At 72.8% G+C, this 15,344-nt stretch carries 16 protein-coding genes; 4 read left to right on the top strand and 12 right to left on the bottom strand.

The window, feature by feature from the left end:
- Window positions 1-53: 53 nt before the first annotated feature.
- The 3 genes from glnII to DEJ43_RS09265 form a co-directional block, all read right to left on the bottom strand.
- The gene (glnII, locus tag DEJ43_RS09275; RefSeq protein WP_041662309.1) at window positions 54-1,085 is read right to left on the bottom strand and encodes a glutamine synthetase; all 1,032 of its coding nucleotides are present in this window, start codon (window positions 1,083-1,085) and stop codon (window positions 54-56) included.
- Window positions 1,086-1,223: 138 nt separating this feature from the next.
- Window positions 1,224-2,393, bottom strand: coding sequence for an ARPP-2 domain-containing protein (locus DEJ43_RS09270; RefSeq protein WP_015033078.1), 1,170 nt, complete (start codon window positions 2,391-2,393; stop codon window positions 1,224-1,226).
- A complete protein-coding gene (locus DEJ43_RS09265) occupies window positions 2,390-3,802 on the bottom strand; it encodes a hypothetical protein (RefSeq protein WP_233447930.1) in 1,413 nt (470 codons plus the stop codon). Before DEJ43_RS09265 ends, DEJ43_RS09270 begins: the two co-directional genes overlap by 4 nt.
- 269 nt (window positions 3,803-4,071) lie before the next feature.
- On the opposite strand from DEJ43_RS09265, the gene DEJ43_RS09260 reads away from it, so the two are divergent.
- A complete protein-coding gene (locus DEJ43_RS09260) occupies window positions 4,072-4,992 on the top strand; it encodes a Gfo/Idh/MocA family protein (protein ID WP_041662307.1) in 921 nt (306 codons plus the stop codon).
- A gap of 32 nt (window positions 4,993-5,024) precedes the next feature.
- On the opposite strand, the gene pdxR is transcribed toward DEJ43_RS09260, so the two are convergent.
- Window positions 5,025-6,443: a MocR-like pyridoxine biosynthesis transcription factor PdxR gene (gene pdxR / locus DEJ43_RS09255; protein WP_015033075.1), complete on the bottom strand. Its 1,419-nt coding sequence runs from the start codon at window positions 6,441-6,443 to the stop codon at window positions 5,025-5,027.
- Complete coding sequence (locus DEJ43_RS09250; protein ID WP_015033074.1) at window positions 6,440-6,895, bottom strand: MarR family transcriptional regulator; 456 nt, start codon at window positions 6,893-6,895, stop codon at window positions 6,440-6,442. Before DEJ43_RS09250 ends, pdxR begins: the two co-directional genes overlap by 4 nt.
- Before the next feature lie 56 nt (window positions 6,896-6,951).
- Here DEJ43_RS09250 and DEJ43_RS09245 point away from each other — a divergent pair, with 56 nt between their 5' ends.
- A complete protein-coding gene (locus DEJ43_RS09245) occupies window positions 6,952-7,863 on the top strand; it encodes an alpha/beta fold hydrolase (RefSeq protein WP_015033073.1) in 912 nt (303 codons plus the stop codon).
- Here the strand turns inward: DEJ43_RS09245 and DEJ43_RS09240 are convergent.
- Window positions 7,860-8,219, bottom strand: coding sequence for an arsenate reductase family protein (locus DEJ43_RS09240; protein WP_041662305.1), 360 nt, complete (start codon window positions 8,217-8,219; stop codon window positions 7,860-7,862). The two genes, DEJ43_RS09245 and DEJ43_RS09240, sit on opposite strands and share 4 nt — an antisense overlap.
- A gap of 148 nt (window positions 8,220-8,367) precedes the next feature.
- Between DEJ43_RS09240 and DEJ43_RS09235 the strand changes: the two genes are divergently transcribed.
- Entirely contained in the window at window positions 8,368-8,643 is a 276-nt protein-coding gene (locus DEJ43_RS09235) for a hypothetical protein (protein ID WP_015033071.1), read from the top strand.
- Between the two features lie 91 nt (window positions 8,644-8,734).
- On the opposite strand, the gene DEJ43_RS09230 is transcribed toward DEJ43_RS09235, so the two are convergent.
- From DEJ43_RS09230 to glnA, 3 genes are all read right to left on the bottom strand, one after another.
- Window positions 8,735-9,928, bottom strand: a complete 1,194-nt coding sequence (locus DEJ43_RS09230) for a cytochrome P450 (protein WP_015033070.1) — start codon at window positions 9,926-9,928, stop codon at window positions 8,735-8,737.
- Window positions 9,925-10,650, bottom strand: a complete 726-nt coding sequence (locus DEJ43_RS09225) for a cyclodityrosine synthase (protein ID WP_015033069.1) — start codon at window positions 10,648-10,650, stop codon at window positions 9,925-9,927. The genes DEJ43_RS09230 and DEJ43_RS09225 overlap by 4 nt, the downstream gene beginning before the upstream one ends.
- A gap of 230 nt (window positions 10,651-10,880) precedes the next feature.
- Window positions 10,881-12,305 (bottom strand): type I glutamate--ammonia ligase, encoded by a 1,425-nt coding sequence (glnA, locus tag DEJ43_RS09220; protein WP_015033068.1) that lies wholly within the window; start codon window positions 12,303-12,305, stop codon window positions 10,881-10,883.
- A 223-nt stretch (window positions 12,306-12,528) separates the two neighbouring features.
- Between glnA and DEJ43_RS09215 the strand changes: the two genes are divergently transcribed.
- Window positions 12,529-12,996, top strand: a complete 468-nt coding sequence (locus tag DEJ43_RS09215) for an RDD family protein (RefSeq protein ID WP_015033067.1) — start codon at window positions 12,529-12,531, stop codon at window positions 12,994-12,996.
- 69 nt (window positions 12,997-13,065) lie between these two features.
- Here DEJ43_RS09215 and DEJ43_RS09210 read toward each other — a convergent pair whose 3' ends face one another.
- From DEJ43_RS09210 to lipA, 3 genes are all read right to left on the bottom strand, one after another.
- Window positions 13,066-13,770 carry a DUF4191 domain-containing protein gene (locus tag DEJ43_RS09210; protein ID WP_015033066.1) on the bottom strand — a complete coding sequence of 235 codons (705 nt, stop codon included), beginning with the start codon at window positions 13,768-13,770 and terminating at the stop codon, window positions 13,066-13,068.
- 10 nt (window positions 13,771-13,780) lie between these two features.
- The gene (locus DEJ43_RS09205) at window positions 13,781-13,996 is read right to left on the bottom strand and encodes an SCO2195 family GlnR-regulated protein (RefSeq protein ID WP_015033065.1); all 216 of its coding nucleotides are present in this window, start codon (window positions 13,994-13,996) and stop codon (window positions 13,781-13,783) included.
- Window positions 13,997-14,250: 254 nt separating this feature from the next.
- Window positions 14,251-15,207: a lipoyl synthase gene (lipA, locus tag DEJ43_RS09200; protein ID WP_015033064.1), complete on the bottom strand. Its 957-nt coding sequence runs from the start codon at window positions 15,205-15,207 to the stop codon at window positions 14,251-14,253.
- Between the last annotated feature and the right edge of the window lie 137 nt (window positions 15,208-15,344).

The following is a 15,344-nucleotide window of genomic DNA, read 5'->3' as shown; positions in this document are numbered from 1 at the left end:
CCGAAGGGGCGCCCCCCGTCCCTGACGGTGGGCGCCCCTTCAGAGGGTGCGGGTCAGACCTGGCCGGCCTTGGCCAGGGCCTCGCAGCAGGTGTCCACCAGGAGGCGGGTCACCACGTACGGGTCCACGTTGGCGTTGGGGCGGCGGTCCTCGATGTAGCCCTTCTGGTCCTGCTCGACCTGCCACGGGATGCGGACCGAGGCGCCGCGGTCCGAGACGCCGTAGGAGTACTGGTCCCACGGGGCGGTCTCGTGCAGGCCCGTCAGGCGGTCGTCGATGCCGGCGCCGTAGTTCTTGACGTGGTCGAGCGGCTTCGAGCCCTCGCCGAGGGACTCGGCGGCGGTGATGATCGCGTCGTAACCCTCGCGCATCGCCTTCGTCGAGAAGTTGGTGTGCGCGCCCGCGCCGTTCCAGTCGCCCTTCACCGGCTTCGGGTCCAGCGTCGCGGAGACGTTGAAGTCCTCGGCCGTGCGGTACAGCAGCCAGCGGGCGATCCACAGCTGGTCCGAGACCTCCAGCGGGGCCAGCGGGCCGACCTGGAACTCCCACTGCCCGGGCATGACCTCGGCGTTGATGCCGGAGATGCCGAGACCGGCCTTGAGGCAGTTCTCCAGGTGCGCCTCGACGATCGGGCGGCCGAAGATCTCGTCCGCGCCGACACCGCAGTAGTAGCCGCCCTGAGCGGCCGGGAAGCCGTTGACCGGGAAGCCGAGCGGGCGGGTGCCCTCGAAGAACGTGTACTCCTGCTCGATGCCGAAGATCGGCTCCTGAGCGGCGTACTTCGCGGCGACCTCGGCCAGCGCGGCACGCGTGTTGGACTCGTGCGGCGTCATGTCCGTGTTGAGGACCTCGCACAGCACCAGGACGTCGTCGCCGCCGCGGATCGGGTCCGGGCAGACGAAGACCGGCTTGAGAACACGGTCCGAGGCGTGGCCCTTGGCCTGGTTCGTGCTGGAACCGTCGAAGCCCCAGATCGGCAGCTCGCCGAGCGCGGCGCCCCCGCCCACGATGATCTTCGTCTTCGAACGAAGCTTCGCGGTCGGCTCGGTGCCGTCGATCCAGATGTACTCAGCCTTGAAGGTCACGGGCCTCATCCTTTGGGCGTGCTGCTGCGGGTGTCGCGGCGGCTCGCGACGCTGCGAGAAGCTGCGGTGTCTGTGTCCGGTCGCAGCTTCGCAACACGGGATTTCCCGTCGGTTGCCCGAATGTGAACCCCGTGTTACTCAGCTTTCCTGATCTTCGCGGAGCCGTTCCGTGACCACATGGGCGTTCAGGAGCGGGTCGAGCCCGGCGCTCCGGATCCGCCGCACGACCTCCGCGTACGAGGTGCCGAGCGCCTCCGCCGTCCTCCCCAGGTGCCAGTCGCAGTCGGCGAGCCGCCGCAGCAGGTGCCCCTTTCGGATCTGGTTCTCCGAGAGTCGGAACGTCTTCAGATAGACGGTCCGCCCCTTGCGGTCGGTGATCAGCTCCCCGATGTGCTGCTCCGCCCCGCCCCGCAGGAACGGCGGCAGGAACCGGTACAGGTCGAACGGCCCCATCCGCTGCACCCGCTCGAAGGCGTACGAGGTCTCCAGGAGGTCCCGCGCCATGAGGCCGTCGTGCGCCGCCGCCCAGGCCCGCTCCTGCTCCCGGGCCGCCGCCCGCAGGTCCGCGAGGCTCCGGACGCCGCCGGCCCCGTCCCGGATGCGCGCGGTGAACTCGGGCACGGGGGCGCCGTAGTACGCGTACTGGTGGACCAGCTCCCCGTACAGGTCCTCGACCAGCGTCGGGTGCAGCAGCCGGTAGTCCTCCGGATGCGGGACGACGAAGGCCGCGGCGAGCGCGTCGGCGACGTACAGGAGCATGCCGCACTGGCCCGGGTGCAGCTCGAAGATCCGCAGCGCCTCCGCGAGCCCCGGCACGCTCCACCCCGCGTACGCCGCCTCGGAGCGTGGCGAGAGGCCGTGCCGGACCGCCTCCCGGGACCACTCGTCCCAGACCACGGACGGCCCGCCGAAGTGCAGCGCGAGGTAGCCCTCCAGGGCGAGGTGCAGCGGCAGGAAGCGGAGCCTGCGCTCGGCGCGTCCGTCCTTGTCGCGGCGCCGCTTGGCCATCCGGTGGAGACGGCGCACGGGCATGCTGTCCGCCGCCGTCACCTCCCCGCCGAGCCGGGTCCCGTACGCGGCGGACTCCGCGCCCGACCCCGTCCCGGTCCAGTCGGCGACGAAGCCGTGCGGGACGTACGAGAGGTAGGTGGTGCGGTCGGGCAGGTCGACCGCGCCGAAGCCGCCGTAGACCTCCCGGTGCAGCCGAAGGCCCGGCACCGGCTCGGCCCGGACGAGCGGCACGAGCCGTACCCCGCCCCACACCTGCGCGGGCCGCACGTCGAGCCCGCTCAGATCGATCCGGCTCACCCCCGGGCCCCCTCTCCCGTCGCCCCTGCCAGGAACAGCTCCACCCGCCGGTCCAGATACGCCCGCAGTTCCGCGAACCCCGTCCGCCCCTCGGCGAACTGCGCGATCTCCACGAGCGCCGCCAGGTCCTCCGCGTCGCGGATTCCCGCGACGGGCACGCTCGGGGCCAGCCGGCGCACATCGAAGCCCTCCGCGTCGTATACGGGGTTCAGGTGCACCACGCTCGTCCGCCGCTCCGGGTCGAGCCGCGAGCGCCACACCCGCAGCACCTCGCCGGCGAGCCCCGGCGGCGCGTTGTCCCAGCCGTCCGAGACGATCACAAGACGCTCCGGGCCGGTGTCGAGCGCGTCCAGGATCCGGGTGCCGAGCGGCGTCGGGCCGTACGGCCGTACGAGCAGCGGATCGTCGCCGCCCGAGGTCCAGAGCGGGGTGTACGCCCCGGGCGCCGCGAGGGCCTCGAGGAGGTGGTGGCAGCCGAGGGCGACCGCCAGCGGACGGCGCCGCTTCACCGCGGAGCCGGAGGAGGAGAAACTGTCGTCGAGCACGGCCGCGACCCGTCCCCAGCTCCCGGCGTACGGCCCGGCCGCGCGCCGGGCGGCGGCCCGCAGCGCGGCCGTCAGCTCGGCCCGGCGGGCCACCCGCTCCCCGTACGGCAGCGACAGGACGTACAGCGCGAGGCGGGTCAGCGGCATGACGGTCAGGTCGGCGGCCCGCTCGGTCCTGAGCTGTTCGAGCCGGGTCATCCGGGGCGCGATCCGCTCCAGGAACAGCTCGCGCGGCACGCCGTGCCGGGCGGCGAAGCCCTCCGCGACGGTGAACGGCAGTTCGTAGAGCGCGCTCTGCTCGTAGCGGGCCCGGCGGAAGGCGTCGAGCGTCGGGTTCTCGTACCGGACGCGGCGGCCGGGCGCGAAGAGGAAGTCGCCGGTCTCGGGGTCGGGCAGCCGCCCGTGGACGTGCCGGAGGGCGGCCTTGAGCCCGCTCCGGTACTTCACCGCGTCCAGGGCCGGGTCGGGCCGGGCCGCGAGCCACGCGCGCGTGATCGCGCGCGTACGCCGGTTGTTGACCCCGGCGGCGCGCAGCGCGCGGAACAGCCGGTAGACCCGCTGCGGCGGCAGCAGCGCGAGCCGGGCCGCGATCAGCCGTCCCTCGGCCCGCTTCTCCTCGGGGCCGCCCGCCTCGTCGGCGGTGCGCAGCAGCTGCTCGACGATGAGGGCGGCGTTGTGGTGGTTGATGTCCAAGGCGAGGGCGGCGGCGTACACGGGGCGGTAGTTGACCCGGACGTACTCGTGGACGAAGCGGAGCGAGAAGTGCTGCGCGGCGGCCGTGGAACGGAACTCGCGCTGACCGGTGGCGGTCACGGCGGCGTTGACGAAGAGGAGGACGTCCTCGGCGGCGACGAGCTCGGACACGACCCCTCCCTTTCCCAAGCCGTGGGTGCCGGCCGGGGAATGGGGGTGCGAACAGCGAAGACGTTGCTTCAGAGGCAGGTTCCGGAAGTCGCACCGGAGTCCCGCGGCCGGCCCGGAAACGCTAGCACCGGGCGGGGGGAAGGAGTCGAGCGGTTTACGGCGCCGGGGCCCGAGCACCGGGCGGGGCACGGGGCGACGGACCGAGTGGGGCCTTGGGCCCGGACCGGGTGGGGAAGGCCGTTGTCGGACCCACCCGGCACACTGGGGGCATGGCGAAGCACCTGGGCGACAGGCCCCGCATCGGACTCCTCGGCACCGGCCCCTGGGCCGGTCGTACGCACGCGCCGGCCCTGGCCGCGCACCGGGGGATCGAGTTCAGCGGGGTGTGGGGCAGACGCCCGGAGGCGGCGGCCGCGCTCGCCGAGGCCTCGGGCACGCGCGCGTACGAGGACGTGGACGCCCTGTTCGCGGCCAGCGACGCCGTGGCCCTCGCGCTCCCGCCGGACGTCCAGGCCCCGCTGGCGGTCCGGGCGGCGGAGGCCGGCTGTCACGTCCTGCTGGACAAGCCGGTCGCCACGACCGTCGCGGGCGCGCGGAAGGTGGCCGAGGCGGTGGAGGCGGCCGGGGTCGCCTCGGTGGTCTTCTGCACGCTGCGCTTCGCGGAGCCGACGGCCCGCTGGATCGAGGAACAGGCGGCGGCCGGCGGCTGGTTCCTCGGCGAGGCGCACTGGCTCGGCTCGCTGTACGGGACGGGTTCGAGCAGCGCGTACGCCGCCTCGCCCTGGCGGCGGGAGAAGGGCGGCCTGTGGGACGTGGGCCCGCACGTCCTGTCGGTCCTGCTGCCGGTCCTCGGCGACGTCACGGAGATCACCGCCGCCCGGGGCCCGGCGGACACCCACCACCTGGTCCTCCGTCACGCCTCGGGCGCGGGCAGCACGGCCACCCTCACCCTGAGCGCCCCGCCGGAGGCGGCGGAGGCGGCCCTCACCCTGTACGGCACCGGGGGCAAGGCCGTACTGCCGGGCTGGGACGGCGCGGTGGGTGCGTTCGGCGCGGCGGTGGACGCCCTGGTCGGCGCGGCCCGCTCCGGCGAGCCCGACGCCTGCGACGCCCGTTTCGGCCTGCGCCTGACGGAGATCCTGACGGAGGCGGAGACGAAGGCGGAAGGCGCCACGAGCCCCGAGGCGTGACGGCGAGCCCGGCCTGACCGGCAAGGCATCCCCTAGGACGGCGCGTCCGCCAGCGCCTCCGACAGGGCGGCGCACAGCGCGTCGAGCGCCGCCCCGTACAGCCGCTCCGGCGGGGTGGCGTAGCCGACGACGAGCCCGTCGGGACGGGCCGGGCCCCGGGCCTCGGGATGGCGGTAGGAGGCAAGGCCCTCCACGGCGACACCGTGCCGGACCGCCGCGGCGAGGGCCGGCCGCTCCGTGCCCGGCGGCAGTTCCACCACGGCGTGCAGTCCGGCGGCGATGCCCGTCACGCGCGCCTGCGGCACGCGCTCGGCGAGCAGGGCCGTCAGCCGGTCGCGCCGCCCCCGGTACCGCTGCCGCATCCGCCGCACGTGCCGGTCGTACGCCCCGGAGACGAGGAAGTCGGCGAGGGTGAGCTGTTCGGTCGCGGAGGCGTACGGCTCCCGGAGGCCCTTCGCGGCGACCACCTCGTCCACGAGCGCCGCCGGAAGGCACATCCAGCCGATCCGCAGGGCGGGGGAGAGGGCCTTGCTGGCGGAGCCGACGAGGACGGTCCGCTCGGGGTCGAGACCCTGGACGACGCCCACCGGCCGCCGGTCGTAGCGGAACTCCCCGTCGTAGTCGTCCTCGACGACCAGTCCGCCGGAGGCCCGCGCCCACTCCAGGACACCGGCCCGGCGCTCGGGGTGCAGCGGCCCGCCGGTGGGGAACTGGTGGGCGGGGGTGAGGAGCACGGTCCGCGCGGGGCGGGGGATGTCGGCGACGCGCGCCCCGTCCCCGTCGACGTCGACCGGCACCGTGCGCACCCCGGCCTCGGCGAGGAGTCCGCGATGGAAGGGCAGTCCGTACGCCTCGACGGCCCAGGTGCCCGCCGGGCCGCCGAGGACCCGCGCGAGGAGCCGCAGGGCGTGCGCGGCGCCCGAGCAGATCACGATGCGGTCCGGGGTGGTGCGGACGCCCCGGACGCGCCCGAGGTACTCGGTGAGCGCCAGCCGGAGTTCGACCCGGCCCCGCGGGTCGCCGATCCCGAAGGCCTCGTGCGGGGCGGCGGTGAGCGCGCGCCGGGACGAGGCGAGCCAGGCGGCGCGCGGGAAGGCGGCGGGGTCGGGCTTGCCCTGGACGAGGTCGTACGGGAGCGGGGCGGGCGCGGGCGGCCGCGGCGGCCCGGGGGCGGGCGCGGCGACCCGGTCGGCGACCCGGGTCCCGGAGCCCTGGCGGGAGGTGAGCCACCCCTCGGCGACGAGTTCGGCGTAGGCGTCGGCGACGGTGTTGCGGGCGATGACGAGGTCGGCGGCGAGCGACCGGTAGGGCGGCAGCCGGGTCCCGGGGGCGAGCCGGCCGTCGCGCACGGCCGCGCGCAGGGCCTCGACGAGCGCGGCCCGGCGGCCGCCGGCGGCGGCGAGGTCCAGGTGCAGGTCGGCCCCGGGGCCCTGGGCGTCGGTTCCGCTCACCGCTCCTCCCCGGTGTCGCCGAGGAGGTCCCGTACGCCGCTCAGGAACCGTCGTACGGCTTCCTTCTCGTGCTCCTCGAAGGTGCCGAGCAGGGCCGTGGCTCCGTCGATGAGCGGCCCGAAGTGCGCCCGGCCGAGCTCCTTGGCCCGTTCCTCCACCACGAGGAGCACGCGCCGCCGGTCCCGGGTGTCGCGGACGCGGGCGACGAGGCCGAGGTGGGCGAGCCGGTCGACGACGGCGGTCGTGCCGGCCGAGTTGAGTCCGAGCCGCTCGCCGAGGCGCCCGGCGGTCGTGTCGGTGCCGGCCCGCTCGGCGTCGAGGAGGCTGATCAGGGCGCGGACGTCGGTGGGGTGCATGCCGTTGCGTGCGGCGAACTCGCCCTGCCGGAGGCCGTATTCGACGGTGACCTCGCGCAGCAGATGAAAGATGGTCAGCTCGGGTGACTCGGCCACCGCGTCCTCCTATTATCTCGCTGAGCGAGATTATCGCCGAACGAGAGGACAAGGGAATGCCCCCGGCCGCCGACTCCGCCCACGACTCCGCTTCCGACTCCGCCGCCCCCGCTCCCGCTCCCGCTTCCGCCCCCGCCTCCGCCTCCGCCTTCGACTCCGCGTACGACGAACTCCTCGCGGCCTGGCCCCGCTCCACCACCGTCGCGGAACTCCCCACCCCGTACGGCGCCACGCACCTCCTGCGGCACGGCCCCGAGGACGGCCCGCCGGTCCTCCTCCTGCCGGGCGGCGGATCGACCGCCGCCTCCTGGCGCACCACGGCCGAGGCGCTCGGCGCCACGCACCGGGTGTACGCCGTCGACCTCGTCGGCGGGCCGGGCCGCAGCCGGCCGGACGGCCGCCCCATCCGTACCGCCGCCGACCTCACGGCCTGGCTGGACGCCGTGCTCGACGGCCTCGGACTCTCCTCGGCGGCCTTCTGCGGCCACTCGTACGGCGGCTGGATCGCGCTCCGGTACGCCCTGGCGGCCCCGGACCGCACCGACCGCCTGGCCCTCCTCGACCCGACGGGCTGCTTCGCCGGCTTCCGCCCCGGCTACCTGCTGCGGGCCCTGCCGACACTGCTCCGCCCCACGGCCGCGCGCACGGCGGCGTTCCTGGCGTGGGAGTCGGGCGGCGCGGAACACGACCCGCTGGTACGGCGCCTCGACGCCCTGGCCGCCGAACGCCCGAGCCGCCGCCCGGTCACCGGTCCCCGCCCGACCCCCGCCGAACTCGCGGCCCTGCGCCCGCCGGCCCTCGTCCTCCTCGCGGAGGGCAGCCGGGCGCACGACGCACGCGAGGTGGCGCAGCGGGCGAAGGCCCTCGGCCTGCGGACGGACACCGTCCCGGGGGCCACCCACCACACCCTTCCGGCGACCCTGCCGCCGAGGGCTCTGGAGGTCCTGACGGCGTTTCTGACGCCCTAACGGGACAGGGCGTCCCGCACGGCCTCCTCGGACCGGCCGACGACGGCGGTGCCGTCCTCGGCGGTGATGATCGGCCGCTGGATCAGCTTGGGGTGCGCGGAGAGGGCCTCGATCCACCGCTCCCGGCTCTCGGCGTCCCGGGCCCACTCCTTCAGCCCGAGCTCCTTGGCGGCGTCTTCCTGCGTCCGCGTGATGTCCCACGGTTCGAGCCCGAGCCGGTCGAGCACCTGCCGGATCTCGTCGGGCGAGGGCACGTCCTCCAGGTAGCGGCGGACGGTGTAGTCGGCGCCCTCGGCGTCGAGGAGGGTGAGGGCGCTGCGACACTTGGAACAGGCGGGATTGATCCAGATCTCCATGCCCCCACGGTACCCCCCAGAGCCCTCTCCACCACCCCCCAAACCCCCTCTGGCCAGCGGCGATTGTCAGTGGGGGTCACTAAAATGGTGGGAGAAGGTGAGGGTCCCGGGGAGGGCCCGCACCCCGTCGTTCGCCAGGAGGTAGCCCATGGCTCTCGCCGTGATCCGGACACCGTCCCTCGAACCGTGGAAGCTGCTCCAGAGGAAGCCGCTCCCCGCGGGCCGCCCCCGCGAGTGGTACGTGACGCACAACCGCCGTCTGAAGGCCATGCGCCTCGCGATCGCCCTCCTCGACGCCGGCGTCTACGTCCCGTCGAAGGCGACGAACGCGACGATACGCACGACCGCCGAGACCCTCGGCATCCACCCGCCCTCCGACACCACCTGCCGCATGGTCAGGGCCCTGATCCGCTACGGGCGCTGACGGGGGAGGGGCGCTGCCCGGCAAGGCGACCGGGCAGCGCCGACACCGGGCGCCGCCCGTCACCGGACCGCGCCCGTCACCCGCCCACCGGCTACCAGGCCACCGGCAGCCGCTCCGGGAGCCGCTTCATGAAGTTGGTGCGCCACACCAGCTGCTCGACCGGCACCGCGAGCCGCAGCTCCGGCAGCCGGTCGAGGAGCGTCTCCAGGGCGATCTCGGCGTGCCGCTTGCCCAGCGCCGTCGCCGGGCAGTAGTGCCGACCGCCGCCGAAGGAGAGGTGGTCGGCGGCGTTCTCCCGGTCCGGCCGGAAGGCCAGCGGGTCCGGGAAGTGCAGCGGATCGTGGTTCGCGGCCTCCACCAGCACCAGGACCAGTTCACCGGCCCGCACCTCGACGTCGCCGAGCCGCACGTCCTCCAGGGCGAGCCGGGGCAGCCCGTCGCCGATGGACAGGTTCACCCGCAGCAGTTCGTCCATCGCCCCGGCGACCCCGTGCCCGCCGCCGGCGGTCAGCGCCGCCCGCACGTCCGGCCGGGTCAGCACCGACACGAGCGCCATCGTCAGGAACCCGGCGGTGGAGATCACCCCGGCCCCGAACAGCGTCACGCCCACCGTCGCCAGCATCTCGTCCGTCAGATGCGCGTACTCGGGATCCTCGCGCAGCGCCGCGAGCTCCGCCATCAGCCCGCCCGTCGCCGGATCGTCGAGACGCTCGGTCATGTACGCGATGTCCCGGTCCCAGTGGAGCCGGGCCGCCTCGATCTCGGACGGGGCGTTCATGAAGGCCACGTCCAGGCTGCGCAGCAGCCGCGGCCCGTCCTCCTCCGGGATGCCCAGCATCCGGCAGTGCAGCCCCGACGAGTACGGGTCGGCGTAGGCGCCCCGCAGCTCCCCGGGCGCGCCCTCGGCGACCAGCGCGTCCACCAGGGCCCCGGCCCGCGCCCGCAGCCACTCCTCCAGGCCGGGCGCCTTCGGGTTGATCGCCTTCATCACGGCCTTGCGCAGCCCGGCCCCGGTGATGTTGCCCATGTTGTTCACCACGTGCGGCGGGATCGTCAGCGCGTACTGCCGCGGCGCGCCCGGCGCCGAGGTGTCCTTCAGGCTGAACCGCGGGTCCTCCAGGACCTGCCTGCACAGCTCGTACGAGGAGACCAGCCAGGCCTCGGCCCCGGCGATCGTCCGCACCCGGCGTACGGGTTCGGCGCGGAGCGCCTCGACCTCGGCGGGCAGCCGGGTCCCGTCCCAGTCGAAGGGGAAGGCCGGCAGGGTCTCGACGGCGACGCTCATCGCGCGGCTCCTCGGTCGGGGGTGTCGGTGGGGGTGAGGATTCCGTGGCCCTGGTTGCGCGAGGCCCGGAGCCCGGGCCCGCGGCCGTACAGCAGATCGGCCAGCGGCAGTGCCTGGTGGTAGCAGTTGAGCGAGGACGGGACCCCGAGGATCGCGGGGGTGTCCAGGAACAGCGGCACCTCGGCGCAGATGTACGCCCGGCACACCTCCCGCTGCCGCTCGTCGGTCCGCTGCCCCGGCGCCAGCTTCCCGGCCAGGAAGATCCCGGTCAGCGCGTCACAGGTCTCGCGCACCAAGGGGTCCGCCGCCACCGCGTCGAGCACCGTGCGGTGCAGCGCGCGGTAGGCCGGGACGTCGCCGAACTCCGACATCCCGCGGCCCCGTACCCGTACCCCCGTGGGATCGGCCTCGGCCACGGCGGCCGCGACCTTCGCCCGCACCCCCCGCAGGTTCTTCACGGCTTTCCGTCGCGCCTCGTCGGCCCCGTACCCCAGCGCCTCGTACATGTCGGAGACGTGCAGATCGGTGTAGACGAGATCGACCTGGTCGAAGTGGTCCATGCCCCAGCGCGTCAGCTCGCGCAGCCGCTGGGCGGTGAAATAACTGTTTCCCGGGGAGACGCCGATGACCACGTGCGCGCCCTCGTCGGCGATGACGCGGCAGTGATCGGTGTACGGCTGGAGTCGGAGCGTCTCTGCAGGGGCGAAAGCCGCCTGAGTCACGTCGGCAGTCCTCAAGTCGCGCCAGCTAGTCCCAGCGGAGCCCTGTGCTCCGGGTGTGGCGGCCGCGACGACGACACGCTATCGACCAGTCGCGGAGCGTGAACCCCTTACCCGTAGGTACGCACGAGAGTTCGTCACCTGTTCGCATTCCTGTGATCTTGGCCGGAAACGGCGAGACCCGCCGCCCCCGGGAAGGGGGCGACGGGCCTCGTGACGAACCGCGGTACGGCTTAGAGGTCGAAGTACAGCTCGAACTCGTGCGGGTGCGGGCGGAGCTGGATCGGGGCGATCTCGTGGGTGCGCTTGTAGTCGATCCAGGTCTCGATCAGGTCGGAGGTGAAGACACCGCCGGCCTGGAGGTACTCGTTGTCCGCCTCGAGGGCGTTGAGGACGGCCTCCAGGTTGGTCGGGACCTGCTGGACGTTCGCGTGCTCCTCGGGAGCGAGCTCGTACAGGTCCTTGTCGATCGGCTCCGCCGGCTCGATCTTGTTCTTGATGCCGTCGAGGCCCGCGAGGAGCAGCGCCGAGAAGGCGAGGTACGGGTTCGAGGACGGGTCCGGCGCGCGGAACTCGACGCGCTTGGCCTTCGGGTTCGAGCCCGTGATCGGGATGCGCATGGCGGCGGAGCGGTTGCGCTGCGAGTACACCATGTTGACCGGGGCCTCGAAGCCCGGGACCAGGCGGTGGTACGAGTTCACCGTCGGGTTGGTGAAGGCGAGCAGCGACGGGGCGTGCTTGAGGATGCCGCCGATGTAGTAGCGGGCGGTGTCCGAGAGGCCCGCGTAGCCCGTCTCGTCGTAGAACAGCGGGTCGCCGTTCGACCAGAGCGACTGGTGGACGTGCATGCCCGAGCCGTTGTCGCCGAAGATCGGCTTCGGCATGAAGGTCGCGGTCTTGCCGTTGCGCCAGGCGACGTTCTTCACGATGTACTTGAAGAGCATCAGGTCGTCGGCGGCGGCGAGCAGCGTGTTGAACTTGTAGTTGATCTCGGCCTGGCCGGCGGTGCCGACCTCGTGGTGCTGGCGCTCGACCTGCAGGCCGACGTTCTCCAGCTCGAGGGAGATCTCCGAGCGCAGGTCGGCGAAGTGGTCGACCGGCGGGGCCGGGAAGTAGCCGCCCTTGTAGCGGACCTTGTAGCCGCGGTTGTTCTCCTCCGCACCGGTGTTCCAGGCGCCGGCCTCGGAGTCGATGTGGTAGAAGCCCTGGTTCGCCGAGGTCTCGAAGCGCACCGAGTCGAAGACGTAGAACTCGGCCTCGGGGCCGAAGTACGCGGTGTCGGCGATGCCGGTGGAGGCGAGGTACGCCTCGGCCTTCTTCGCGATGTTCCGCGGGTCACGGCTGTACTGCTCGCCCGTGATCGGGTCGTGGATGAAGAAGTTGATGTTCAGCGTCTTGTCGCGGCGGAAGGGGTCCACGCGGGCCGTCGACAGGTCGGCGCGGAGCGCCATGTCGGACTCGTGGATCGCCTGGAAGCCGCGGATCGACGAACCGTCGAAGGCGAGCTCCTCCGACGGGTCGAACGCCGTCGCCGGGATCGTGAAGTGCTGCATCACGCCCGGGAGGTCGCAGAAGCGGACGTCGACCATCTTGACGTCGTTGTCCTGGATGAACTTCTTGACCTCGTCGGCGTTCTGGAACCCGTGCGTCTCGGACATCCCACTCCTCCTACTCCCGGCCCGGGGAGGGGCGGGGTTTGCAGCTGGTTCGTGCGGCCAGTGCGGTGGCACACGCTGGACCCGACCATAGGCAGACGGGATTTCTCAAGCATGACCCAATTGTTTCGTCGAAGTTAACCGGGGTGGGTGCCCGCCCCGCCCGGCGGCGCCGTTCGCCGACCCGGGCCGAAGTGATCAAAAACGGGCGCAGTACCGTGGTCGGGTGGACAACAGGCAAGCACTCGGATCTTGGCTCTCCGGCCCCCGCGCGGCGGCCGAGGACGCAGGCGTCGACTTCGGTTACCGCGGCCGGCAGCTGGGGCTGCCCGAGGAGGGCCCCGGTTCGATCGCCCGCCCCGGCAGGCGCCTCGGCGCCCTCGCCGTCGACTGGGCCCTCTGCACGCTGATCGCATACGGCCTGCTCACCGACGGCTACAACCAGGCCACCGGCAACTGGGCCCTCGGCCTGCTGCTCGTCCTGAGCGTGCTGACCGTCGGCACCGTCGGCTCGACCCCCGGCAAGCGCCTCTTCGGCCTCCGGGTCGTCTCCGTGAACGGCGGCCGGCTCGGCCTGCCCCGCGTGGTCATCCGCTCCCTGCTCGTCTGCCTGGCGATCCCGGCCCTCATCTGGGACCGCGACGGCCGCGGCCTCCACGACCGCCTCTCGGGCGCCGTCCAGGTCCGCATCTGATCCACGGGGACACGAGAAGGGCCCCGGACCGTGTGGTCCGGGGCCCTTCTCTCGTTCAGGTCGGGCGCGTCAGCGCATCTTCCCGCCCCGCGGCATCCGCATGCCCTTCGGCATCGGACCCTTCGGCAGCGGCATGTTGCTCATCAGGTCGCCCATCGCCCGCAGCCGGTCGTTGGCCGCCGTCACCTGCGGGCCGGAGAGCACCCGAGGCAGCTTGAGCATGGTCGTACGGACCTTCTTGAGCGGCACCTGGCCCTCGCCGTCGCCGACGATGATGTCGGTCACCGGGACGTCCACCACGACGCGGTTCATCCGCTTCTTCTCGGCCGCCAGCAGGGTCTTCACCCGGTTCGGGTTGCCCTCGGCCACCAGCACGATGCCCGCGCGGCCGACCGCGCGGTGCACGACGTCCTGGTTGCGGTTCATCGCGACCGCGGGGGTCGTCGTCCAGCCTCGGCCGACGTTGTCCAGCACCGCCGCCGCCGCGCCGGGCTGTCCCTCCATCTGCCCGAAGGCCGCGCGCTCGGCACGCCGTCCGAACACGATGGCCGCCGCCAGGAGCGCCAGGACGAAGCCCAGGATGCCCAGGTAGACCGGGTGACCGATCAGGAAGCCGATCGCGAGGAGGACACCGAGTACGACGATGCCCACGCCTGCGACGACAAGCCCGACCTTCGGGTCGGCCTTTCGGGTCATCTTGTACGTGAGGGCGATCTGCTTGAGTCGCCCGGGGGTCGCAGCGTCAGCGCTGCCCGTGTTTGCCTTCCTCGCCATGTCCTGAAGTTTACGTGGCCCGGGAAGCCCGGCCCGACGCGACCTCCATCACGTGCTGGGCCTCGACCCGGTCCTTGGCGCGACGGCGGTCCTCCAGGACGGAGTTCCAGGCGTTGCGCCGGGCGGTGCGCTGCCCGGCGCCGAGGAGCAGGGACTCCACGGCCTTCAGGGCGTCGGTGACGGACGGGATCGCGGTGACGCGGACGTGCGTCGATGCGGCCGGCATGGGCGGGGTCCTCCCTCGATTGCGGGTGAGACGAGGCGGGGGTGTGAGCGAGTCGTGGCGGTGAGTGAAACCAGGCTCACAGACTGGTGTTACCAGGGCGTGACCCGGTGGTCAAACACTGATGAAACGTTGATGGGCCCATCTGGACGGCCGGGCGAACGCCGGCGCGGCCCGTACGTCCCCGCTGAGCTGCGGGGCCGTACGGGCCGCGTCCGATCCGGCCACTACCGGCCGGTAACTACTTGTGCTCCGATTCACACGGTCTGCGTGGCCGCGCGCTTCTCCATCGCCTGCTGGTACAGGCGGCCGGCCCGGTAGGAAGAGCGGACCAGCGGGCCCGACATCACACCGGAGAAGCCGATCTCGTCGGCCTCCTCCTTCAGCTCCACGAACTCCTGCGGCTTCACCCAGCGCTCCACGGGGTGGTGCCGGACGGAAGGACGCAGGTACTGGGTGATCGTGATCAGCTCGCAGCCCGCGTCGTGCAGCTGCTGGAGCGCCTCGCTGATCTCCTCACGGGTCTCGCCCATGCCGAGGATCAGGTTCGACTTCGTGACCAGACCGTAGTCCCGCGCCTGGGTGATGACGTCGAGGGAGCGCTCGTAACGGAAGCCCGGGCGGATCCGCTTGAAGATCCGCGGCACCGTCTCGACGTTGTGCGCGAAGACCTCGGGGCGGGAGGCGAAGACCTCCGCGAGGAGCTCCGGCACCGCGTTGAAGTCGGGGGCCAGCAGCTCGACCTTCGTCCGGCCGTCGGCGCGGTCCGCCGTCTGCTGGTGGATCTGGCGCACGGTCTCCGCGTACAGCCAGGCGCCGCCGTCCTCCAGGTCGTCGCGCGCGACGCCGGTGATGGTGGCGTAGTTCAGGTCCATCGTGACGACCGACTCGCCGACCCGGCGCGGCTCGTCCCGGTCCAGCGCCTCGGGCTTGCCCGTGTCGATCTGGCAGAAGTCGCAGCGCCGGGTGCACTGGTCACCGCCGATGAGGAAGGTCGCCTCGCGGTCCTCCCAGCACTCGAAGATGTTGGGACAGCCCGCCTCCTGGCAGACCGTGTGCAGGCCCTCGCTCTTCACGAGGCTCTGCATCTTCGTGTACTCGGGCCCCATCTTCGCGCGGGTCTTGATCCACTCGGGCTTGCGCTCGATGGGGGTCTGGGCGTTCCGGACCTCCAGGCGCAGCATCTTGCGTCCGTCGGGTGCGACTGCGGACACATCGGCTCCTGTAGCTTCGATTCTTCGGCGCACACCAGGGTACGCCCGTTGCTTCCCATGCCTTACGTGTGGCCAACCTGTGGCCGGGGCCCTGCATTCCTGAAGGGTCCGCCGGGCCCGGGCCGAGGCGGGACCTC

The sequence above is a fragment of the Streptomyces venezuelae ATCC 10712 genome (assembly GCF_008639165.1).
Classification (GTDB): domain Bacteria; phylum Actinomycetota; class Actinomycetes; order Streptomycetales; family Streptomycetaceae; genus Streptomyces; species Streptomyces venezuelae.
The sequence above is the reverse complement of the archived record's forward strand: the minus strand, read 5'-3'. Positions and strand labels throughout refer to the sequence as shown.